Origin of the sequence: Nannocystis bainbridge, assembly GCF_028368995.1 — a bacterium.
In the GTDB taxonomy this organism is placed as follows: Bacteria; Myxococcota_A; Polyangia; order Nannocystales; family Nannocystaceae; genus Nannocystis; species Nannocystis bainbridge.
Window position 1 is genome coordinate 1,145,825 of record NZ_JAQNDL010000002.1, and the last position, 22,319, is coordinate 1,168,143.

At 71.3% G+C, this 22,319-nt stretch carries 17 protein-coding genes; 13 read left to right on the top strand and 4 right to left on the bottom strand.

Annotation, left to right across the window (positions count from 1 at the left end):
* Positions 1–25 precede the first annotated feature (25 nt).
* Entirely contained in the window at positions 26–337 is a 312-nt protein-coding gene (locus POL25_RS22170; RefSeq protein ID WP_272088131.1) for an FmdB family zinc ribbon protein, read from the top strand.
* Entirely contained in the window at positions 334–1,191 is an 858-nt protein-coding gene (folD, locus tag POL25_RS22175) for a bifunctional methylenetetrahydrofolate dehydrogenase/methenyltetrahydrofolate cyclohydrolase FolD (protein ID WP_272088132.1), read from the top strand. The genes POL25_RS22170 and folD overlap by 4 nt, the downstream gene beginning before the upstream one ends.
* 96 nt (positions 1,192–1,287) lie before the next feature.
* Here folD and POL25_RS22180 read toward each other — a convergent pair whose 3' ends face one another.
* Together POL25_RS22180 and POL25_RS22185 are read right to left on the bottom strand one after the other, a co-directional pair.
* Entirely contained in the window at positions 1,288–2,229 is a 942-nt protein-coding gene (locus POL25_RS22180) for a ParB/RepB/Spo0J family partition protein (RefSeq protein ID WP_272088133.1), read from the bottom strand.
* Complete coding sequence (locus tag POL25_RS22185; RefSeq protein ID WP_272088134.1) at positions 2,226–3,050, bottom strand: ParA family protein; 825 nt, start codon at positions 3,048–3,050, stop codon at positions 2,226–2,228. The genes POL25_RS22180 and POL25_RS22185 overlap by 4 nt, the downstream gene beginning before the upstream one ends.
* Positions 3,051–3,108: 58 nt before the next feature.
* On the opposite strand from POL25_RS22185, the gene POL25_RS22190 reads away from it, so the two are divergent.
* Positions 3,109–3,336, top strand: coding sequence for a hypothetical protein (locus POL25_RS22190; protein ID WP_272088135.1), 228 nt, complete (start codon positions 3,109–3,111; stop codon positions 3,334–3,336).
* A 128-nt stretch (positions 3,337–3,464) separates the two neighbouring features.
* Here the strand turns inward: POL25_RS22190 and POL25_RS22195 are convergent, their stop codons facing one another.
* A complete protein-coding gene (locus POL25_RS22195) occupies positions 3,465–4,832 on the bottom strand; it encodes a lamin tail domain-containing protein (protein ID WP_272088136.1) in 1,368 nt (455 codons plus the stop codon).
* 95 nt (positions 4,833–4,927) lie between these two features.
* Entirely contained in the window at positions 4,928–6,760 is a 1,833-nt protein-coding gene (locus tag POL25_RS22200) for a sigma 54-interacting transcriptional regulator (protein ID WP_272088137.1), read from the bottom strand.
* 198 nt (positions 6,761–6,958) lie between these two features.
* On the opposite strand from POL25_RS22200, the gene lon reads away from it, so the two are divergent.
* From lon to POL25_RS22250, 10 genes are all read left to right on the top strand, one after another.
* Positions 6,959–9,409, top strand: a complete 2,451-nt coding sequence (gene lon, locus POL25_RS22205) for an endopeptidase La (RefSeq protein WP_272088138.1) — start codon at positions 6,959–6,961, stop codon at positions 9,407–9,409.
* A 275-nt stretch (positions 9,410–9,684) separates the two neighbouring features.
* Positions 9,685–11,625, top strand: coding sequence for a molecular chaperone DnaK (gene dnaK, locus POL25_RS22210; RefSeq protein WP_272088139.1), 1,941 nt, complete (start codon positions 9,685–9,687; stop codon positions 11,623–11,625).
* A gap of 273 nt (positions 11,626–11,898) precedes the next feature.
* Complete coding sequence (locus POL25_RS22215; protein ID WP_272088140.1) at positions 11,899–12,768, top strand: penicillin-insensitive murein endopeptidase; 870 nt, start codon at positions 11,899–11,901, stop codon at positions 12,766–12,768.
* A gap of 1,414 nt (positions 12,769–14,182) precedes the next feature.
* The gene (locus POL25_RS22220; RefSeq protein WP_272088141.1) at positions 14,183–14,728 is read left to right on the top strand and encodes a MerR family transcriptional regulator; all 546 of its coding nucleotides are present in this window, start codon (positions 14,183–14,185) and stop codon (positions 14,726–14,728) included.
* A gap of 103 nt (positions 14,729–14,831) precedes the next feature.
* Positions 14,832–15,407 carry a sigma factor-like helix-turn-helix DNA-binding protein gene (locus tag POL25_RS22225; protein ID WP_272088142.1) on the top strand — a complete coding sequence of 192 codons (576 nt, stop codon included), beginning with the start codon at positions 14,832–14,834 and terminating at the stop codon, positions 15,405–15,407.
* A 34-nt stretch (positions 15,408–15,441) separates the two neighbouring features.
* Complete coding sequence (gene purH, locus POL25_RS22230) at positions 15,442–17,049, top strand: bifunctional phosphoribosylaminoimidazolecarboxamide formyltransferase/IMP cyclohydrolase (RefSeq protein ID WP_272088143.1); 1,608 nt, start codon at positions 15,442–15,444, stop codon at positions 17,047–17,049.
* A gap of 67 nt (positions 17,050–17,116) precedes the next feature.
* Complete coding sequence (gene purD / locus POL25_RS22235; protein WP_276594313.1) at positions 17,117–18,388, top strand: phosphoribosylamine--glycine ligase; 1,272 nt, start codon at positions 17,117–17,119, stop codon at positions 18,386–18,388.
* 67 nt (positions 18,389–18,455) lie between these two features.
* On the top strand, positions 18,456–19,751 hold the full coding sequence (locus POL25_RS22240; protein WP_272088145.1) for a DUF1015 domain-containing protein: 1,296 nt from the start codon (positions 18,456–18,458) through the stop codon (positions 19,749–19,751).
* Positions 19,748–20,998 carry an ATP phosphoribosyltransferase regulatory subunit gene (locus POL25_RS22245; protein ID WP_272088146.1) on the top strand — a complete coding sequence of 417 codons (1,251 nt, stop codon included), beginning with the start codon at positions 19,748–19,750 and terminating at the stop codon, positions 20,996–20,998. The genes POL25_RS22240 and POL25_RS22245 overlap by 4 nt, the downstream gene beginning before the upstream one ends.
* Positions 20,995–22,278, top strand: coding sequence for an adenylosuccinate synthase (locus POL25_RS22250; protein ID WP_272088147.1), 1,284 nt, complete (start codon positions 20,995–20,997; stop codon positions 22,276–22,278). The genes POL25_RS22245 and POL25_RS22250 overlap by 4 nt, the downstream gene beginning before the upstream one ends.
* The last annotated feature ends 41 nt before the right edge of the window (positions 22,279–22,319 follow it).

Sequence of the window (22,319 nt, forward strand, 5' to 3'; positions counted from 1 at the left end):
CCCTACATTCGCCCGAACCACGGTCATGCCGATCTACGCCTATCGTTGTCTGCAATGCGAAGCCGAGCCCGAGTTCATCCAGAAGATGAGCGAGGACCCGATCACCGTGTGCGAGGCCTGCGGTGGCCAACTGGTCCGCAAGGTGACCTCCGCGTCGTTCCACCTCAAGGGCGGCGGCTGGTACAAGGACGGCTACGCCAGCACCAAGCCGGGTGACGGCGGCGACAGCAAGAGCAGCGAGTCGAGCTCGACGCCCGCCACCGACACGGCCAGCAAGTCCGAGACACCCGCCAGCAAGCCGGCCGAGTCGACGAGCGCGAAGGCGGCCACGTCATGAGCGCGCGCCGGCTCGACGGCAAGGCGCGGGCGGCCCGGCTGCTCGGCGAGGTCGAGCAGCGGGTGCGTGCGTGCAGCGAGCGCGGCGTCCGGCCGTGCCTGGCCGTCGTGCTGGTCGGCGACGATCCCGCGTCGCAGGTCTACGTCCGCAGCAAGGAGAAGCGGGCCGCCGAGATCGGCATCGAGGCCCGCGATCATCGCCTGCCGGCGAGCACGACCACCGACGAGCTGCTCGCGCTGGTCGCGGCCCTCAACGCCGAGAGCGCCGTCGACGGGATCCTGATCCAGCTGCCGCTGCCGCCCCAGTGCGACGCGCAGCGGATCTTGCTCGCGGTCGACCCGGCCAAGGACGTCGACGGCTTCCACCCCGACAACCTCGGGCGCCTCATGCTCGGCCAGCCGCGCTTCGTCGCCTGCACTCCGCAAGGCTGCATGTTGCTGCTCGAAGACTCGGGCGTCTCGCTCGCAGGGGCGCGCGCGCTGGTGATCGGCCGCTCGACGATCGTCGGCAAGCCGATGGCGCAGCTGCTGGTCCACGCCGACGCGACGGTGACGGTCGCCCACTCGCGCACGCGCGACCTGGCGGCCGAGGTGGCCCGCGCCGACATCGTGGTCGCGGCGATCGGCCGCCCCGAGTTCGTCCGCGGCGAGTGGATCAAGCCCGGCGCGGTCGTGATCGACGTCGGCATGAACCGCCTGGCCGACGGCCGCCTGGTGGGCGACGTCGAGTTCGCGGCCGCCGAGGCGCGCGCGTCGGCGATCACGCCGGTGCCCGGCGGCGTGGGCCCGATGACGATCGCGTGCCTGCTCCACAACGTGGTGCTGGCGGCCGAGCGCCGGGCCGGCCTGGTCTGACAGGGCGTGGCCTTGGGAGCATGTTCATCGGAACATGCTCCGAGGGCCATGTGCCCATGAGCATGTCCTGGAGGACATGCTCCCACGGACAGGCGCTCAGGTTTCGTCGTCGCGGCGCTCGCCGAGGAAGTGCTCGAGCAGGCGGTCGAGCTCGTCGAGGCTGCCGTAGGGCACCTCGATGGTGCCGGCGCCCTTCTTCTTGCTGTCCGAGCGCACGGCCACCTGGACGCCGAGGCTGCGACGCAGGCGCTCCTCGAGGTCGCGGACGATCACCGCGCGCTTGTGCGTCTCGGGGTCGGGCTCGGCCTCGGGCTCGCTCGGCCGCAGCCGCTCACGCACCGCGCGTTCGACCGCGCGGACGCTGAGGCCCTTCTCGATCGCCTCATAGGCGAGCGCCAGCATGTCCGCCGCGTTCTCGAGCGCCAGCAGGGCGCGCGCGTGGCCCATGCTGAGGCGGCCGTCCTGCACCAGGTCTTGCACCTTCGACGGCAGGCGGAGCAGCCGCAGCGAGTTGGCGACGGTGCTGCGGTCCTTGCTCAGGCGCTCGGCCAGCTGGTCCTGCGTGAAGCCGCGGACGTCGATCAGCTGACGGAAGGCCTGAGCCTCCTCGATCGGCGACAGGTCGAGTCGCTGCAGGTTCTCGAGCACGGCCAGCTCGAGGCGGTCGCTCTCGGGCGTGTCGCGGATGACGGCCGGCAGCTCGTGCAGCCCGGCCAGCTGGGCCGCGCGCCAGCGGCGTTCACCGGCGACGAGGATGTAGTGCCCGTGCAGGCCGGGGTTCGGCGTCACGACCACTGGTTGCAGCAGCCCGTGGCGCTTGAGGCTGTCGGCCAGCTCGCGCAGCAGGACCGGCTCGAACTGCTTGCGCGGCTGGTCGGGGTTGGCCGCGATCTGCTCGATCGGCAAGATGCGCAGCGCCGGGCCGCCCGGCGTGGGAACAGGCGAAGCCGCGGCGTCGGCGGAGGCCGGCGCGGGCGCCTGCGGGATCAGAGCGCCGAGGCCGCGGCCGAGGGCAGGGGGCCGTTTGGGGAGGTTCACGCGTCGGGCCTCGCTTCGATGCGGGACAGCAGCTCCTGGGCGAGGTCGAGGTAGGCGCGGGCGCCCTTGCTCTCGATGTCGTAGAGGAGGACCGGCTTGCCGTGGCTCGGGCTCTCGCTCAGGCGGACGTTGGGCGGGATGGCGGTGGCGAACACCTTGTCGGCGAAGTGCTGGCGGACCTCGGCGACGACCTGCTGGGCCAGGTTGGTGCGGCGGTCGAACATGCAGAAGACGATGCCCTCGATCGCCAGGCGGGGGTTGAGCGCCGCGCGGACGCGCTCGATCGTCCCGGTCAGCGCGCCCAGGCCCTCGAGCGAGAAGTACTTGGCCTGCATCGGGATCAGCACCGTGTCGGCGGCCACGAGCGCGTTGAGGGTCAGCAGGCCGAGCGACGGCGGGCAGTCGAAGATGACGAAGTCCCAGTCGAGCTCCGCCTCGGCCCGCTCGAACGCGGCGCGCAGGACCATCTCGCGGCCGTGGACGCTCACGAGCTCGATCTCGGCGCCCGTCAGGTCGGGCGATGCCGGGATGACCTGAAGCGTCGGCAGCTCGGTCGCGTGGACCACGGCCTTGAGCGGGGCGGCGCCCAGCATCAGCTCGTAGGTGCCTGTGTCGACCTGGCCACGCGTGTAGCCGACCGCGGAGCTGGCGTTGCCCTGGGGGTCGAGATCGACGAGGAGGACCTTGCGCTCGGCTGCGGCCAGGCTGGCGGCGAGGTTGACGGCGGTGGTCGTCTTGCCCTCGCCGCCCTTTTGGTTGCTGACAGCGACGATCCGCGGCCGCCGCCGCGCGGGCGACCTCGATGCGGTGACCTTCGGCACGGGGCCACTCCCTACCACGGCCGGAGCCGCGCTGCTCGCCCGTGAAGAGGAGGTTAGTGTGATTCAAGGTCGTTTTCTTGCCCACATGTGGGACAAGACTTACAAGGTGGGCATGAGCTACTACCGCACGGCGTTCACCAGCTTCGAAGAGTTCCAGCGCGAGGCCCTGCACGGCGAGTGTGACGACCTCGGCAAGGAAGAGCTCGAGCTCATCTACGACCTCGAGGACAGCGACAACCTGGTGCGGCCGGCTGCTCGTGCGCGTCGGCGACGGAGCCGCGAGTAGGCCATGGCCGCGATGACCGGGACCTTCGCCGCGAACCCCATCGCGGCCGCCCAGGGGGGCGATCTTTCGACCCTCCTGCTCGGCGCTTCGAAGCTGATCGTGTTCGGGATTTTGAGCTGTGCCGTGTCTCAAAGCCCCGGGCTCGGCGCCGCGAAGTCCCAGCTGTCCGGCGCGTCGGGTGCCTCCGGCGCGGCGCGGACCAGCGCGGCCTCCTGGGTCGCCGGGTCAGGCGCCGCCAGCGGATCGGGCCAGGCGCGGTAGCTGCTCCGCAGCTCGCCGAGGTCGTCGCGCAGCACGACCGGCTCGACGTTGCCGAGCCCCGCGTTGGCGAGCGCGTTGTCGTCGGTCCGCAGGACCAGCGCCGCGCCGACCGGCCCCTCGTACAGTGAACCGACGAGCAGGGCCTTGCGGCCAGGTGCGAGGCAGGTGTTCGGCGCGCAGCCGCCGTCGCCGCTGAAGTAGAGCAGGGGATCGACGCCCGGCGCACCGGGATCGACGGAGTCGGCCAGCGTGAAGCCGGCGAGGTCGACGGCGCCAGGCCCGAGGTTGACGACCTCGACGAACTCGGCGTGCTTCTCGAGGCTGGCCGGCCCGGACGGGTTGCTGAGCACCTCGACGATCGCCAGGGTCGCGGGCAGGGACGGCTCGCCGGTGCTGTCGTCATCGCCGCCGAGCACGGGCAGCTCACCCGGACTCGGGGCGCAGGCGATCCAGTCGGCGGCGCTGTCGCTGTCGACCGCCGGATCGACGCGACACAGCGACTCGCCGGCGCCAGGCACCGCCGCGGGTGGGCCGCTCCACAGCGCGGGATCGTCGAAGGGCGCCGGCTGCGTCGCGCCGTAGAGGAGTGTGTCGCCGAGGTTGCCGTCCTGATCGCGCAGGCCGACGGCGCCGTCGTCGTTGCGCAGGCCGCCGCTGTCGGCGAACGCGGCGCGCAGGACCTCGCCTTCGCGCAGGATGGCCGGGACCGGCAGGTCGGCGGGGCTGGCGTAGCGCAGCAGCAGCAGGCGTTCGCCAGGCTGCAGCACTTCGCCGCCGATCCCGAGATCGCCCATCCACAGCTCGGGCCAGCTGCGCGCCGCGACCACCAGCCCGCCGAGCGTCAGCGGTTGTTCGCCGACGTGGGCGATCTCGACGAACTCCGGGCTGGTGGCGCCGCCGTCCTTGCCGTCGGGATCGGCCATCACCTCCGTGATCCGCAGCACGCCGAGGGCGATGCTCGGCTCGCCGAATGTGTCCGTGAGGACAGGTCCTCCGGACCCTGTCCCCAGGGTCGAAGTGGCCTCGGGCAGCCCGAGGTCGACCGGCGCGGCGCCCCAGTCGGTGAGGCTCGGCCAGGTGGTGGTGTCGGCCGCGGTCGAGGTCCCGAGGCCGGTGCTGCCGGTCGTGGAGGTCGAGGTGTCGGCGGGGACGCCGGCGGGCTGCGGACTCCAGGCGCCGCAAGCGGCCGTGAACGCGAAGAAGAAGAGGGGAGTGACGAGGTGTCGTGAGTGCACACCCGGAGGTCGTGGTTCGCGGGGTCGGTCTTGCAGCCCGGACGCGAAAGTTGAGCGCGGCGATGCGTGAGGCCGCGCCACAACTCGCGTTGGGGTCAGCCGAGCGCGTAGTCCTTGAGCTTGCGGTACAGCGTCGTGCGATCGATGCCGAGGAGCGCGGCGGCGCGGGCCTTGTTGCCGTCGGTCGCCGCGAGCGCACCGAGGATCGCCTCGCGTTCGAGCTCTGCCAGCGGACGCACGAGCCGGGCGTCGGGCGGCGCTTCGGCGGGCACGAGCGGCGCGGCCCGCATCAGCTCCGGCGGGAGGTCGTCGAGGTCGAGGATGGGGCCGTCGCCGAGGACCATGGCCCGTTCGATGACGTTGCGGAGCTCGCGGACGTTGCCGGGCCAGCGGTAGCGGGTGAGGACCTCGAGCGCGGCCGGCGAGACGTCGGTGATCCGCCGGCCCAGGCTCTCGCCGAACAATCGAGCGAAGTGCAGGGCCAGCCGCGGGATGTCGTCGCGACGCTCGCGCAGCGGCGGGATCGTGGTCTGGATGACGCTGAGGCGGTAGAGCAGATCTTCGCGGAATCGCCCCGATTCGACCATCTGCGGCAGGTTTCGATGGGTCGCGGCGATCAGGCGCACGTCGACCGCGAGCTCCCGGGTGCCGCCCACGCGGGTGAGGGTGCGGCTCTCGAGTACGCGGAGCATGCGGGCCTGCGCGGGCAGGCTGAGCTCGCCGACCTCGTCCATGAAGAGCGTGCCGCCGTGGGCTCGCACGAACACGCCTTCGTGCTGGCTGACCGCGCCGGTGAAGGCGCCCTTCTCGTGGCCGAACAGCTCGCTCTCGAGCAAGCCGTCCGGGATCGCGGCGCAGTTGACCGCGACGAACGGTTTGGCCGCCCGCGGCGACAGGGCGTGGACCATGCCGGCCGCGAGCTCCTTGCCGGTGCCGCTCTCGCCGAACAGCAGGATGGTGGAGGGCGTGGCCGCGACCCGCTCGAGGAACACGTGGAGGCGCTGGATCGCCGGCGAACTGCCGATGATCTGGGCCGGCGTCGAACCTGTCTTCTGAGACAGTTTGGCGGCGACTGTCAATTGTTGCCGTTCGCCCGCGCTCTCGCCGCTGGCGCTGACGAGCTGAGCGGCGCAGACCAGCAGGAGCAGCGCTTGCTCGTCGAAAGTCGCACGCACGGCCCGCGACGCGTCCCATTCGGCGTAAAAAATCAGCCCCTCTGCTGGCGCCGCCATCGCCCCGACGATGCCGCGCAGCTGCACGCTGCGGCGATCGGCGAGGTCGGGCTCGGCCAGCACGTCGCGCAGCAAGAAGCCGCGGCGCTCGCGGAGCACCCGGGCCAGCAGCGCCGGCGACAGCGCCAGATCGCAGACGGGACCGGCGCTGGCGCTGCTGAGGATGTCGCTGCCGTCGGGGCTGAGGAGCAGCGCCCGCGTCGCCGGCAAGGCCTCGAGCGCCCACGTCGTCGCGGCGCGGAATACCGCCGCAAGCGAGCCGCAGCGGGCCAGCTTGTCACCGAGGGCCGCGAGCGCCGCCAGGCGGTTGCGGCCCTCCGGGGCGCTGGAGATCGCCCGCGTCGCATCGAGCTCGACCGTGCCGTGGACCTGGGCGGCGGGCTCGGGCGCGGCGAAGGTGAGGGTGGTATTGCCGAGCGTGAGGGCAGCGCCGGGCGCCAGCTCCTGGCCTGCTTTGAGGGCCGAGCGCTGGCCCTCGGCGACGCTCCACACCGGATTGACGCCTGCGACTTCGACGACGCGGAGGCGGGCGGCGCCACGGTCCAGCTGGATCGTGAGGTGATGGCGCGAGACCGCCCCGTCGCCGAGTTGCAGGCCCTCGCCCTGGCCGCGGCCGATCGTCAGCGGTCCGTCGCCGAGCTCGAACTGTCGCCCGCGATCCGGTCCGGCCTGGACGATGAGCAGGAAAGGCTGCACTTCCCGCGACTATAACATCGTCGCACTGCCCGGCCGGGGCGCGCGCCGATTCTCGCGGACTATCAGCGAGATTGACGACGCGTCCGTCCGCGCCCGCGACCGCGAATTCGGTCCTCGGGGCCACGAATCAGCCGTCCGTACGCGTGGAACTCGCGTGGTTGACAGCCTAGGGCCGAGTGTTACGTTTCCGGCACTCTTGTGACCGAAAACACCCTTACTCCGCCCCCAGGTCGCCGCGAAGAGCCCCCGGAGCTGCCCGAGGTCATCTCGCTCCTGCCGCTGCGCAACTCGGTGTTGTTCCCGGGGTCGATCATCCCGATCGATGTCGGGCGGCCCAAGTCCGTCAAACTGATCGAAGAGGCGATAGCGAACGAGCGGCCAATCATCGGCATCGTCACGCAACGCGAGGCTCGCGTCGAGGAGCCGGCCGAGGCCGACCTGCACGTGGTCGGCTGCGCGGCGCGGATCCTCAAGGTCATCAAGCTCGCGAAGGACAACTACAGCGTCATCCTCCAGGGGGTGATGCGGATCTCGATCGAGCGCGTGGTCGCCAGCGAGCCGTTCCTCAAGGCCCGCGTCACCGAGCTGCCCGACGTCGAGGGCGAGGACGTCGAGGCCGTCGCGCTGGTCCAGAGCATCAAAGAGACGGCGAAGCGGCTGATCGCCCTGGTGCCCGAGCTGCCGCGCGAGGCCGCGGCGCTGCTCGACAGCGTCAGCGATCCGAGCCAGGTCGCCGACCTCGTGATCAGCAACCTCGACATCGAGGCCGGCGAGAAGCAAGAGGTCCTGGCCGCCAACAACGTGCGCGAGCGCCTGCGCAAGGTGCTGATGCTGCTCACGCGTCAGCTCGAGATCCTCAAGGTCCGCGAGCGCATCAACTCGCAGGTCCAGGAGGAGATGGGCCACTCGCAGCGCGAGTACGTGCTGCGTCAGCAGCTCAAGGCGATCAAGGGCGAGCTCGGCGAGATCGACGACGAGTCGGGCGACATCGAGGAGTTCCAGAAGAAGATCGTCGACGCGAAGATGCCCGAGGAGGCGGAGAAGGTCGCGCGCAAGCAGCTCGACCGGCTCAAGGCGATGCAGCCCAGCAGCGCCGAGTACACCGTCACCCGCACGTACCTCGAGTGGCTGGTCGACCTGCCGTGGTCGGTCTCCAGCGAGGATCAGCTCGACATCGCCACCGTGCGCACCGTGCTCAACGAGGACCACTACGACCTCGAGAAGGTCAAGAAGCGCATCCTCGAGTACATGGCGGTGCTCAAGCTCAACGCCAGCAAGAAGGGCCCGATCCTGTGCCTCCTCGGCCCGCCCGGCGTCGGCAAGACCTCGCTCGGCAAGAGCATCGCCCGCGCCATCGGCCGCAAGTTCGTCCGCATCAGCCTCGGCGGCGTGCGCGACGAGGCCGAGATCCGCGGCCACCGGCGCACCTACGTCGGCTCGCTGCCGGGCCGCATCATCCAGGGCATCAAGCGCGCCGGCACCAACAACCCGGTGATGATGCTCGACGAGATCGACAAGCTCGGCCACGACTTCCGCGGCGACCCGGGCTCGGCGCTGCTCGAGGTGCTCGACCCCGAGCAGAACTGGTCGTTCAGCGACCACTACCTCGAGGTGCCGTTCGACCTGTCGCGCGTGATGTTCATCGCCACGTCGAACTATATCGACCCGATCCCGCCTGCCCTGAAGGACAGGCTCGAGATCCTGCGCCTGCCCGGGTACACGCGCCAGGAGTCGCTGGCGATCGCCAAGCGCTTCCTGCTGCCCAAGCAGATCGGCGAGCACGGGCTCGAGAAGAGCGACCTCAAGGTCAGCTTCACCGACGACGCGCTGCTCGAGATGATCGACAGCTACACGCACGAGGCCGGCGTCCGTAACCTCGAGCGCGAGATCAGCACGGTCATCCGCGGCATCGCCGTCAAGGTGGTCGAGGGCGAGGTCAAGGACGAGGTCGTCATCACCAAGGAAGTGATTCCGGACTACCTCGGGCCGCAGAAGTACCTGCCCGAGGTCGCCGAGCGCACGGCCGAGCCCGGCGTGGCCACCGGCCTCGCGTGGACCCCGGTCGGCGGCGAGATCATGTTCGTCGAGGCGACCCAGATGCCCGGCAAGGGCGGGCTCATGCTCACCGGTCAGCTCGGCGACGTGATGAAGGAGTCGGCCCAGGCGGCGATGAGCTACGTCAAGAGCCACCTCGGCCCGCTCGGCATCGAGAAGTCGGCGATCGAGAACATCGACATCCACGTCCACGTTCCCGCGGGCGGGATCCCCAAGGACGGCCCCTCGGCGGGCGTGGCGATGTTCGCCGCCATCACCTCGCTGCTCACCGGTACCTGCGTCCGCCCGGACGTGGCGATGACGGGCGAGATCACCCTGCGCGGCCTGGTGCTCCCGGTCGGGGGCATCAAGGAGAAGATGCTCGCGGCCCACCGCGCCGGCATCAAGCGCGTGATCCTGCCCGAGCGCAACCAGAAGGACGTGGTCGACGTGCCGGAGGAGATCCGGCAAGACATGACGATCCTCTACGCGAAGAACGTGCACGACGTGGCCGCGCACGTGTTCGAGCGCCCGGCCAGCCCGGCCGACACAGCGCCCGAAGCCGCGTCGAGCGGTACGCCCCGCGGCGAGCCGCCCGCCACGGCCGCCTCCTGAGCGCGGCTTTTGCGGACCGTCGGGCCCCGGGTTCGTCCCTGGGCCCCGCGGTCCGCGTTCGCGTGCGCCCGTTTTCCCGGCCGTTGCGAGCGCCCGTGGCACGGTGCATTTTCCGGGCCCTCGCGCTGGCTCGGCCCGCTCGACGGCCGATTGACATGCGAGAACCGGGCCTTACTCTGCGCCCGTAACGCTTCCCGGCCTTTCTGGGCCCGAGAGGGAAGCAGAAGTCCCCCGGCCCGTACAGGCCAAGTCCCGAGAAAGGTCAGAGTTCCACAATGGGCAAGATCATCGGTATCGACCTCGGCACGACCAACTCCGTCGTCTGCGTGATGGAGGGCAGCGAGCCGAAAGTCATCCCCAACGAAGAGGGCGGTCGCACGACCCCGTCGGTGGTGGCCTTCGAAGCGAACGGCAACGTCCTCGTCGGCCAGCAGGCGCGGCGCCAGGCGATCACCAACCCCGAGAACACGGTGTACTCGGTCAAGCGCTTCATGGGCATGGGCATCGACACGTCCTCGCACGAGGTCGGCCGCGTGCCCTACAAGGTCGTCAAGGCGGCCAACGGTGACGCGCAAATCTCCATCCGCGGCAAGTCGTACTCACCGCCCGAGATCAGCGCGCGCATCCTGATGAAGCTCAAGAAGGCCGCCGAGGACTACCTCGGCGAGCCGGTCAACGAGGCGGTCATCACCGTCCCGGCCTACTTCAACGACGCTCAGCGCCAGGCCACCAAGGACGCCGGCAAGATCGCCGGCCTCGACGTGAAGCGCATCGTCAACGAGCCGACCGCGGCCGCGCTGGCCTACGGCCTCGGCAAGGGCAAGAGCTCCAAGGAGCAGACCATCGCGGTCTACGACCTCGGCGGCGGTACGTTCGACATCTCGATCCTCGAGGTCGCGGAGAGCGTGGTCGAAGTCATCTCGACCAACGGCGACACGCACCTCGGCGGCGACGACTTCGACGACCGCATCATCAAGTGGCTGATCGCCGAGTTCAAGAAGGAGACCGGCATCGACGTCGGCGGCGACAAGCTGGTGCTGCAGCGCCTCAAGGACGCGGCCGAGAAGGCCAAGATCGAGCTGTCGCAGGCGATGGAGAGCGAGATCAACCTGCCGTTCTTGACCGCCGACGCCACCGGGCCGAAGCACCTGCAGATCCGTCTGTCGCGCGCCAAGTTCGAGGCGATGATCGAGGACCTGGTCAAGAAGACGATCGAGCCGGTCAAGAAGGCGCTCGCCGACGCCAAGAAGTCCCCGGGCGACATCGACGAGATCCTGCTCGTCGGCGGCTCGACCCGCGTGCCGATGGTCCAGAAGTACGTCAAGGAGTTCTTCGGCAAGGACCCGAACCGCACGGTCAACCCGGACGAGGTCGTCGGCCTCGGCGCGGCGGTCCAGGCGGGCGTGCTCGCCGGCGACGTCACCGACATCGTGCTCGTCGACGTCACCCCGCTCAGCCTCGGCATCGAGACCCTCGGCGGCGTGACCACGGTGCTCATCCCGCGCAACACCACGATCCCGACCAAGAAGACCGAGGTGTTCACCACCGCGGCCGACAACCAGCCGTCGGTCGAGGTCCACGTGGTCCAGGGCGAGCGCAGCATGGCGACCGACAACCGCACGCTCGGTCGCTTCAGCCTCGGCGGCATCCCGGCCGCGCCGCGCGGCGTGCCGCAGATCGAGGTCACCTTCGACATCGACGCCAACGGCATCGTCAAGGTGTCGGCCAAGGACCGGGCGACCGGCAAGGAGGCCAACATCACGATCACCGCGAGCAGCGGCCTCAAGCAGGACGAGATCGAGCGGATGGTCAACGACGCCTCCAAGTTCGAGGCCGAGGACAAGAAGCGCCGCCAGGCGATCGAGAACCGCAACGGCCTCGAGGCGCTCATCATCCAGACCGAGAAGCTGCTGGCCGAGAACGGGGACAAGTTCCCGGCCGGCCCGAAGGCCGAGGTCGAGGCCGCCATCACCGACGCGAAGGCTGCGTTCGACTCCAAGGACGACGACCGGATCGCCAGCGCCAAGGACAAGCTGACGCAGGCGTCGCACAAGCTGGCGCAGGCGGCCTACGGGCAGCCCGGCGCCGAGCAAGGCCCCGGCGGCCCCGGTGGTCCGGGCGGCGCGGGCCCCGGTCAGGGTGGTCCGGGCGGCGCGAGCGCCGGCTCCAAGGCCGAGGGCGACGTGATCGACGCCGAGTTCGAAGAGAAGAACTGACGCGCTCCGGCGCGCAGCGGGCCGAGTCCCTCACGGGGGCTCGGCCCTTTCTATTGGGTCACCGCGAGCTCGTGGCCCAGCAGCGGTGGGAGCGGGGTCTCCTGCACCGATCTTCGGCCTCGGCCCGACTGCGCCGGGAGGGGCCCTGCGGCCCGGCCTCCGGCGATCCGCGCGGGTCTGCAATCACGGACGCGCGGCCCGTCCTGATGCGCGCCAGCGCGAGTCTGCCCGTCTTTGGACAGCGCGACGCGGAGGGACTAAAAGAATTGGGTCATGCCCCTTCGCGCGAAGGCCGTCGCTACGCTCGCGTTCGGGCTCGTCCTCACCAGCTGCGCCGGTCCCAACCTCTGGACCGACGGCACCAGCGTGTCGACCGGCCTTTCGAGCCGCGGCCGCCTGCGTCGCCCGGCGAAGCTGGAGCTCACAGGCAGCGGCTTCACGGTGCCGGAGCGCTGGACGAAGCGAGGCTTCCAGTACGGCACCGAGGAGCTGGTGGCGGCGCTCGGCCGCGCGGCCAAGACGGTCCGCGGCGGCGCCAAGAAGGTGACGCTCGGCATCGCCGACCTCAGCCCGCAGCGCGGCGGCAAGTCGAAGTGGCACAGCAGCCACCAGAGCGGCCGCGACGTCGACCTGATCTTCTACAGCGCGGACGAGCAGGGCAAGCCGCTGGCGCCGCCCGAGAACGACATGATCCGCTACGACGGCGAGGGCAAGCCGTACATCCGCGGCAAGGGCACTTACAGCGACGCGATCTGGCAAGAGCGCCGGTTCGACACGGCCCGCAATTGGGCCCTGGTCGAAGCGCTGCTCGGCGACGCGACCATCCGCGTGCAGTGGATCTTCGTCTCGCAGCCGCTCGAGGATCGGCTGGTCGAGTACGCGACGCGGCACAAGAAGCCGCGCTGGCTCATCGAGTACGCGCGCGCCGTGATGTACGACCCGCCCGACGCGCCGACGCACAGCGACCACTTCCACGTCCGGATCTACTGCCCGCGCGACGACCGGTTCCACGGCTGCGTCGACCGCGGTGTCGTCTGGCAGCACGAGAAGAAGTCGTACAAGTACGGCGGCCCCGAGCGCTACGATCCCATCGCGTGGCGCTCGCTGGCGTCGCTCTCGGCGATCGCAATGGCGCCGGGCTGAAGCCGCCGTTTCGGCGAGAGAGCGCGTCGTGCGGGCGCGTAGAGGGTCATTCTGTCCCTGAGGACATGTGCGTCCGAGCCGCGATCGCACGTGCATCGTGACGGGTTGGAATTGCGAGCGGCGCTCTCGCAGCGCGAGTCGAGCTCGCTGGCGGAGTGCTCAGCCTCGTGGCGAGACGGGGCTGCGAGTGATGCTCTCGCTGCACGTCGGATCGAGTCCGACGGAGCGGCGCATCGAGGCGCGATCGAGCTCCCTGTGTCGTGCGACGAGCGAGCGAGCGATGGCCCGCGAGGATCCTCGCGGGTTGGGGTCGCAGGGATTGAGTGAGGGCTGGGACCCTCAAGACACGGCTGCGCGCGTACGCGCATCGCGGGGTGCCAGGGGTGCGGTCGACCGGACTCGCAAGTTGCGAGCGCCGCGGGCCGGCCCGCGAGGTGCGAGCGTAGGGCCGAGCGGGTAGGGCAGATCGCAAGTTGCGAGCGACCGCCCGCGGTGGCTGAAGGCCGCGGCTCCGCGGCTGCGCTCGTTGGCCGTGCTCGAGCGGGCGGCGAGGGCAGGGGGCGAGGGCAGGGGGCGCGGCGAGCGAGCGAGGTCTCCCTCGCAACTTGCGAGCGACGATCGAGACCCGGGCGCGCGTCACGGGCCCGGTCCGGCGAGGTCTCGCGGCTTGCGAGCGAGATCTGCAGAGCCTCGCTGCGAAGTGGGGCCGGTGGGAACTTGCAGCCGCGGCAAGTCGGCTCGGCGAGCCGACTTGCCGGCTAGCGATTCTCGGAAGTCGGCTCGGCGAGCCGACTTGCTGAGACACTGTCACGAGGACCCGCAGCGCGAGCCGGCCGCGCTCGTGGCGATTTTCGGAATCGCCGCTGATCGCCCGTTTGCTGGCTTATACGGGTGAATCGCTTGAAGCGATCGGGCGACTGCGCGGCTGCGCGCGTCCGCTGCGCCTGGCTCGAAGGTCAGGCGTGGCTGCGAGATCTCGGCCGATGGAGATCTGCACGTCGAGCATACGAGCGTGCAGCGCTCCGATCTCTTGAGTAGATCGACGCGGCGATCGGCCCTCGCGCCACGGCTGCGAGATCTCGCGTCTCCGTGGTGCTGCACCGGCTGAGGCTGATGCTTGCGCTTCGAGACTCGCGGCCGCGACAGCTGCTCGTACGGCGCGTGAACTGAATGCTTGGGCAGGGGGGTACTGAACGTTCTCGCAGAATGCGAGGCGACCGAAACTTGCCGGTCTCGCGTGAAAGTGCTTCTAGTGATCTACTCAGTAGATTATATTGCGGACCCACAAGCCAACCTGATCGCGCCAAAGGAACTACACGGCTTGGATCGCTCCTCCGCTACCTTGTGAAGCCTCTCCGCCCGGGTTCTGCAGCCCACGCGCTCCCGACCGCGACTCTCTCCGCCGCACGCCGCCATGCCGACCTCGCTCACCGAAGCCCAGATCCGCGACATCGAAGTGACCAGCCCCGAGGGGCTGTCGTCGCAGCAGCTCGTCGCGGCCTTCGAGGACGCCGACGTCAAGTTCAGCGAGGCCAACCTGCGCCGCTACGTGCAGCTCGGCCTCGTGCCGCGCTCGCGGCGAGTCGGCCACAAGGGCAAGCACCTCGGCTCGCACGGCGTGTACCCGATCCGCGCGGTGCGGCGCATCAACACCATCAAGAAGCTGATGGCGGAGCGCTACACGATCGAGGAGATCCAGGCCAAGTTCCTCACCTTCAAGGACAGCATCGAGATCCTCGACGAGGCGCTCGAGGAGCTGCTGTCCGCCTTCGCCGCGAAGATCGACGCCGAGGATCCGTCGCCGCGGCGCGAGAGCCTCTACGGCGAGCTCCGCTCGCTCCGCTCGGCCGCTGACTCGCTGCTGTCCGGCGTCTACCGCCTCGAGAAGCTGCTCATCGCCGGCGGCGGCGCTGTCCGTCCGCGGGGCGGTGGGGCCGCGAGTCCGACTGAACTTCTGTGACTGTCCTTTTAGACCTGTCCTTTTAGACCTGTTCGTTCGTTCCGCTCACCTCCGCGCATTGGGTATACCGGCGCCGCTTCGCGCGCGCCGCCAGGGGATCATCATGTTGAAGCACGACTCTTTCGCCACCGGCAGCGACCTCGATCGCGACAGCGACCTCGACGAGGTCCGCGACCACGACACCGACCAAGAAGTCGCGAGCGACGCCGGCGAAGAAGCCGGCGACGCTGACGCCGGCGACGATGGCGACGGCCCGCCGCCGATCGTGCGGCGCGCCCGCGCCAAGACGATCGCGATGAAGCGGCTCACCAAAGAAGAGCTGCGGATCGGCGCGCTGCTGTACCCCGAGCGCAGCTATTGGCGGCCCAAGGCCCGCGGCGAGTGTGCCAACGTGTCCCGCCCGTGCCCGTACGTGAGCTGCAAGCATCACCTCTACATCGACGTGAACCCGGCGACCGGCAGTATCAAGATCAACTTCCCCGACCTCGAGGTGTGGGAGCTACAGCACTCGTGCGCCCTCGACGTCGCCCAGACCGGCGGGATCACGCTGGAAGAGGTCGGTGAGATCCTCAACCTGACGCGCGAGCGCATCCGTCAGGTCGAGGTCCGCGGCCTGCTCAAGCTGAAGGAAGCGGGCGGCGAGGATCTCCTGTCGTATCTGGCCCGCGAAGAGGGTTGACCGGGCCGCCGCGCGGGTGGTACCGCGGGCGCGCATGACCGCGCCCACGCCGATCCGTCGCGCCCTCGTCAGCGTCAGCGACAAGACCCACCTCGAGGTCCTGGCGCAGATCCTCATCGACGCCCAGGTCGAGGTGCTGTCGACCGGAGGCACGTTCAAGTCGCTCGAAGCGCTCGGCGTCGCGGTCGTCAAGGTGAGCGAGTACACCGGTGCGCCCGAGATCCTCGGCGGGCGCGTCAAGACGCTGCACCCGAAGATCCACGGCGGCATCCTGGCCCTGCCGACGCCGGCGCACGAGGCCGAGCTGCGGCTCCATGGCATCGCCCCGATCGACCTCGTGGTCGTCAACCTCTATCCGTTCCGCCAGGTGGTGGCGAAGCCCGGCAGCAGCTTCGAGGACGCGGTCGAGAACATCGACATCGGCGGCCCGGCGATGGTGCGCGCGGCGGCCAAGAACTGGCAGCGGGTGGCGGTGATCGTCGACCCGGCCGACTACGCGCGCGTCGGCGCGGCGCTGCGCGAGCACGGCGGCGCGCTGCCCGAGAGCCTGCGGCGGTCGCTGATGCGCAAGGCCTACGCGCACACGGCCGCCTACGACGCGGCGATCGCCGGCTACCTGGCGCGCTTCGACGACGGCGGCCTGTCCCTCGAGACAGATGCGCTGCCCGAGCAGCTGCTCGTCGCCGGCGCCGCCCAGGGCGAGCTGCGCTACGGCGAGAACCCGCACCAGCCGGCCCGCTTCTACGCCACCGAGCAGGCGGCCGGCGAGCCGGCGGGGCTCCACCGAGCCGTCCAGCACCAGGGCAAGGCGCTCTCGTACAACAACCTGCTCGACGCCGACGCGGCGCTCGGCCTGTGCCGCGACCTCAGCCGCCTGGGCCCGGCGGCGGCCGTCATCAAGCACGTGTCGCCCTGCGGCGCGGCGATCGCCCGCGGCGACGAGACGCTGGCCGACGTGTACGTGCGCGCCCGCGAGGCCGACGCCGAGAGCGCCTTCGGCGGGATCGTGGCGCTGTCCGGCCCGGTCGATCGCGCCGTCGCCGAGCGCCTGGCCGAGACCTTCCTCGAGGTCGTGATCGCGCCGTCGTTCACCCCCGAGGCGCTGGCGCTGCTGGCCGCCAAGAAGAACCTGCGCCTGCTCAGCCTCGAGGACATGTTCGTCGGGACAGGTCCCGAGAGCCAGCCGGCGCTGCGCCTGCGCTCGATCGCCGGCGGCCTGCTGGCCCAGCGCGAGGACGCGGTGTCGGTCGCGGCGGCGCAGGGCCGGGTGACGACCCGCCGCGCGCCGACGGCCGCGGAGCTGCGGGACCTCGAGCTGGCGCAGATCGTCGGCAAGGCGGTCCGCTCCAACGCGATCGTGCTGTGCAAGGACGGCGCGACGGTCGGCATCGGCGGCGGGCAGACCTCGCGCGTCGAGGCGGCCAGGCAAGCGACGGCCCGCGCGGGGGCGCGCGCGCAGGGGGCGGTGCTCGCCTCCGACGCGTTCTTCCCGTTCCGCGACGGGGTCGACGCGGCGGCCGCGGCCGGGGTCACGGCGATCGTCCAGCCCGGCGGCTCGGTCCGCGACGAGGAGGTCGTGACCGCGGCCGACGAGCACGGCGTGGCGATGGTGTTCACCGGTCAGCGGCACTTCCGGCACTGAGGCCGCGACTATCTCTCCAAACAGGTCCGAAAGGACAGGTGCGATCGTGCATGTCCCGAAGAGCAGCTTGAAGGTCCTGATCGTCGGCGGCGGCGGCCGCGAGCACGCGCTGGCGTGGCGCTGCCGGATCGAGGGCCATGAGGCCCACGCCGCGCCGGGCAGCGACGGCATCGCCGAGGACGCGACCTGCCACGCCGTCGGCGTCGGCGACCTCGCCGGCCTGGTCGCGCTGGCCGACGCGCTGGGCCCGGACCTGGTGATCGTCGGGCCCGAGCAGCCGCTGGTCGACGGGCTGGCCGACCGCCTGCGCGCGGCCGGACACGCGGTGTTCGGGCCGTCGGCGGCGGCCGCGGAGCTCGAGGGCAGCAAGGCGGTGGCCAAGGCGTTCATGGCCCGCCACGCGATCCCGACGGCCAAGCACGTCACGGCCACCAGGCTCGACGAGGCGCTGGCGGCGGTGCGATCGTTCGCCAGCCCGCCGGTGATCAAGGCCAGCGGCCTGGCGGCGGGCAAGGGCGTGGTCGTGCCCGAGAGCTTCGAGGAGGCGGAGCTGGCCGTTCGTTCCTGTCTCGAAGGACATGTCTTCGGCGACGCCGGGGCGACGGTGGTGCTCGAGGAGCGGCTGCACGGCGAGGAGGCGTCGCTGTTCGTGCTGACCGACGGCGAGCGCTGGAGCCTCCTGCCGCCGGCGCAGGACCACAAGCGCCTGCGCGACGGCGACCAGGGGCCGAACACGGGCGGGATGGGCGCTTACTGCCCGGCGCCGGTGTGCGACGCGGCGGTGCTGCGGCGGGCGGAGCAGGAGATCGTGGCGCCGACGCTGGCCGGGCTGCGCGCGGAGGGACGGACGTTCGTCGGCGTGCTGTTCGTCGGCCTGATGATCGCGCCGGACGGCACTCCGAAGGTGATCGAGTACAACTGCCGCTTCGGCGATCCGGAGGCGCAGCCGGTGCTGTTCGGGCTGCAGACGCCGATCGTCGCCGACCTGCTGGCGGCCGCCCGCGGCGAGTTGACGCCGCGGACCTACGCGGCCGCACCGGCCGCCAGCGTGGTGGTCGCCGCGGCGAACTATCCCGGCGAGACCCGGCCGGGCGCGGCGCTCCGCGGGCTCGAGGCCGCCGCAGGGCTCGCCGACGTCAAGGTGTTCCACGCCGGCACGCGTCGCGGCGCGCACGGCTGGGAGACCCGCGGCGGGCGGGTGCTGGGGGTCTGCGCTCGCGGCGACGATCTGCGGGCGGCCATCGAGCGCGCCTACGCGGCGCTGGCCGCCATCGAGGTCGAGGGCGGCCAGTACCGCCGTGATATCGGCGTGCGAGCGCTCACCCGTCGCGGCGATTGAGGCGGGCCCGTCCGCGCGGGCAGGGGTCGGCCACGCCGCGCGGAGGAAGCGTGGTATACGCCCGGCAATGGCACACGTCCGCCCGCTCCGCGGCTTCCGTTACGACCTCCCCCGCCTCGGCGACGCCGGTCTTCTGCTCGCGCCCCCGTACGACGTCGTCGACGCAGCCGGCCGGACCCGGATCGGCGCACGCTCGCCACACAACTGCATCCACACGATCCTGCCCGAAGGGGAAGGGGACGCGAAGTACGCCGAGGGCGCGCGGCAGTTCGCGGCGCTCGAGGCCGAGGCGCTGGTGCGCGACGCCAGCCCGAGCTTCTACGTGTACCACCAGACGTTCACGTCCGAGGGTCAGCAGTACACCCGCAAGGGCTTCATCGGCCTGATCGAGCTGACCCGCTTCGGCGCCGGCCCGGTGCTCGCGCACGAGCGCACGCTCTCGGGCCCGAAGGCCGACCGCCTCAAGTTGATGCGCGCGTGCGAGGCCCACCTCGAGCTGGTGTTCGGCATGTTCTCCGATCCAGGTCGCGCGTGGGAGGCCGCGACCACGCGGGCGCTCGGCGACGCGGTGCTCGAGTGCGATTTCGACGGCACCCACCACACGCTCTATCGCGTCGACGATCCGGCGGCCACCGCCGCGCTCAGCTCCGTCCTCGAGGACAAGCAGATCTACATCGCCGACGGTCACCATCGCTATGAGACGATGTGCAGCTTCCGCGACGAGCTCGCGGCCGCGGGCAAGGGCGAGGTGGCGCGCTGGGGCCTCATCTTCCTGTCGAACCTCGACGACCCGGGCCTCGTCGTGCTGCCGACGCACCGCCTGATCCACAGCGTGCCCGGGCTCGACCTCGCGGCCGCGCTGGCGCAGGTCGAGCCGTTCTTCACCATCACCCGCGAGCCGCTGCCCGCCAGCGGCCCGGCCGTGCGCGCGCGCCTGGCCGAGGCGGGGGCCCAGGGCGCGGCGTTTGGGCTGGCGGCGCCGGCCAGCGGCGAGCTGGTGGTGCTGTCGCTGCGGCCCGACTTCGACCCCGCGGTGGCCGGCCTGCAGCACCTGGCGCCGGCGCTGCAGCGCCTCGACGTCGCGCTGCTGCACGAGCTCATCCTCGACCGCGGGTTCGGCGTCACGCGCGAGGCCCAGGCGCAGAACACCAACATCCGCTACTACAAGTCGACCGACGAGGCGCTGGCGGTGGCGCGTGACGGCGGCGGCGACGTGCAGCTGGTGTGCTTCATGAACCCGACCCCGGTCCGCGACGTGCGGGCGGTGTGCGACAGCGGCGAAGTGATGCCGCAGAAGAGCACCTTCTTCTATCCGAAGATCCCGACCGGCCTGGTGTTCCACGATCTCAAGGCGGGCCTTTGAGCGCAGGGCTGCCCGAGGGCGCCCTCGCGGTGCTGCCGCGCGGCGCCCGTGACCTGCTGCCCGGCGCCGCCCGGCGCCGGCGCGCGCTGACCGAGGCGCTGCTGGCCGGGTTCGACCGCTGGGGCTATGACCCGGTGGTGACGCCGGCGATCGAGTACTTCGCGGTGTTCGGCCGCTGGCTGGCCGAGCGCGAGCGGCAGCGCTGCGTCCGCTTCATCGAGGCCGGCTCGGGCGAACTCGTGACGCTGCGCTCCGACATCACGCCGCAGATCGCCCGCCTCGCCGAGCAGCAGCTGCGCGAGCGGCTGGCGGCCGGCGAGGCGGTGCGCCTGTGCTACGCGGCCGACGTCGTCCGCCTGTCCGAAGGGACACGTGAGCAGGCCGAGCGCCACCAGGTCGGGGTCGAGCTGCTCGGCGACGACGCGCCCGAGGCCGACGCCGAGCTGATCCTGCTGGCCGACGAGGCGCTGCGGGCCGCAGGCGTGACGGCGGCCACGATCGAGGTCGCCGACGTCGGCATCGCCCGCGGGGTGTTCGAGCGCCTGCCGAGCTGCGACGTGGAAGCGCTGCACGGGCTGCTGGCGCGCAAGGACGCCGGCGGAGTGGCGCGCTTCGCCGCCGGGCTGGCGCTGGGCGAGGCGCCGCGGCGCTGGCTCGGGCTGCTCTGTGAGCTGTTCGGAGCGCCAGGTATTTTGGGACATGTCCCCGCGGACATCCGCGCGCGCTGGCCGTGGCTGGCCGAGCGGCTGGCGCGGCTCGAGGCGACGCTCGCGGTGGTGGAGGCGCGCGCGCCGGAGCTGCACGCGCGCCTCGTGGTCGACCTCGGCGAGGTGCGCGGCTTCGACTACTACACCGGGCTGCGGCTGCGCGCCTGGGCTCCGGGCTCGGCGCGGCCGCTGGTGGTCGGCGGGCGCTACGCCGGCGGGGCGGGCTTCGCGGTCGAGCTCGACGCGCTCGAGGCCTCGCTCGACGCCGATGCGGTGACCACGGCGACCCGGGCGGGCGGGGTGATGATCGCGATCCAGAGTCGAGAGCCGCGGGCGCGAGCGCTGGCGGCGGGGCGCGCGGGGGTCGAACGGGCCGCCGGGCGGCGCGCATGGGTCCAGGTGGGGCTGTCCCTCGAGACAGCTCAGGCCGCGGCCGCGGAGGCGGACGCGCTGGTGTACTTCGGCGCCGACGAGCGGGCCGAGATCTGGTCGCAAAGACAGCCGGGCGCGTGGCGCCGGGCGGAGGAGAGCGGAGCATGACGACGCTGATCGTGGTCGGCGCTCAGTGGGGCGACGAAGGCAAGGGCAAGGTGGTCGACTACCTGGCCAGCCAGGCGCAGCTGGTGGCGCGCTACGCCGGGGGCAACAACGCCGGGCACACGCTCGTGATCGGCGGGCGCAAGCTGGTGACGCACCTGGTGCCGTCGGGCTGCGCGTATCCGGGGACGCCGTGCGTGCTCGGTGCGGGGATGGTGATCGACGTCGAGGTGTTCCGCGCCGAGGTCGAGGAGCTGCAGTCGGCCGGGATGCTGCAAGGCGACGAGCTCCGGGTGTCGCGCGACGCCCACGTGATCTTCCCGCATCATCGGCTGCTCGACGGGCTGCGCGAGGATAGGGCCCAGGCGGCCAAGATCGGCACGACGCGCCGTGGCATCGGCCCGGCGTACGAGGCCAAGGCGGGGCGCCGCGGGGTGCGGGTGCGCGACCTGTTCCGCCCCGAGCGGCTGCGAGCCCGGCTCGAGCTGGCGAAGGAGGTCGTCGACGCCGAGATCGCCCGCCTGGGATCCAGCGAACGGGTCGACGTCGCGGCGGAGCTGGCCCGCGCCGAGGCGTGGTCGGCGTGGCTGGCCGACAAGGTGTGCGACGCCGGCGAGCTGGTCGACACGGCCATCCGCGCCGGCAAGCGCGTGCTCTTCGAGGGCGCGCAGGGGGCCCTCCTCGATCTCGATCACGGCACGTATCCGTTCGTCACCTCGTCGACGACGCTGGCGGGCGGCGTGTGCTCGGGCATCGGCGTCGGTCCGACGGCGATCGACGGGGTCTGGGGCATCAGCAAGGCCTACGCCACGCGCGTCGGCTCCGGCCCGTTCCCGTCCAAGCTCGAGGGGGCGCTCGGCGATCAGCTGCGCCGCGCCGGCGACGAGTTCGGCGCGACCACGGGCCGCCCGCGCGACTGCGGCTGGCTCGACCTGCCGGCGCTGCGCTACGCGGCCCGCCTCAACGGCCTCACCGGCCTGTGCATCACCAAGCTCGACGTGCTCGCGGCGCTGCCCGAAGTCCACGTCTGCCGCGCCTACGCCGACGGGGCGATGCCCGGCGACGTCGAGCTCGACGAGGTCGTGCCCGTGCTCAGCCCGGCGCCGGGCTGGGGCGATCCCTCGCTGCACGGACAAATCTTGGCCGCGCGCCGCCTCGAAGATCTCCCTGCCGCCGTGCGCGCCTACCTCGACCTGATCGCAGACGAGGTCGGCGTCCCCATCACCCTGGTCTCGCTCGGTCCCGATCGAGAGCAGACCATTCTGCTGCGGGACCCGTTTTGAGCCCGTTGCCCGTGATCCCCCGTCACGACCCTGCAGCGCGC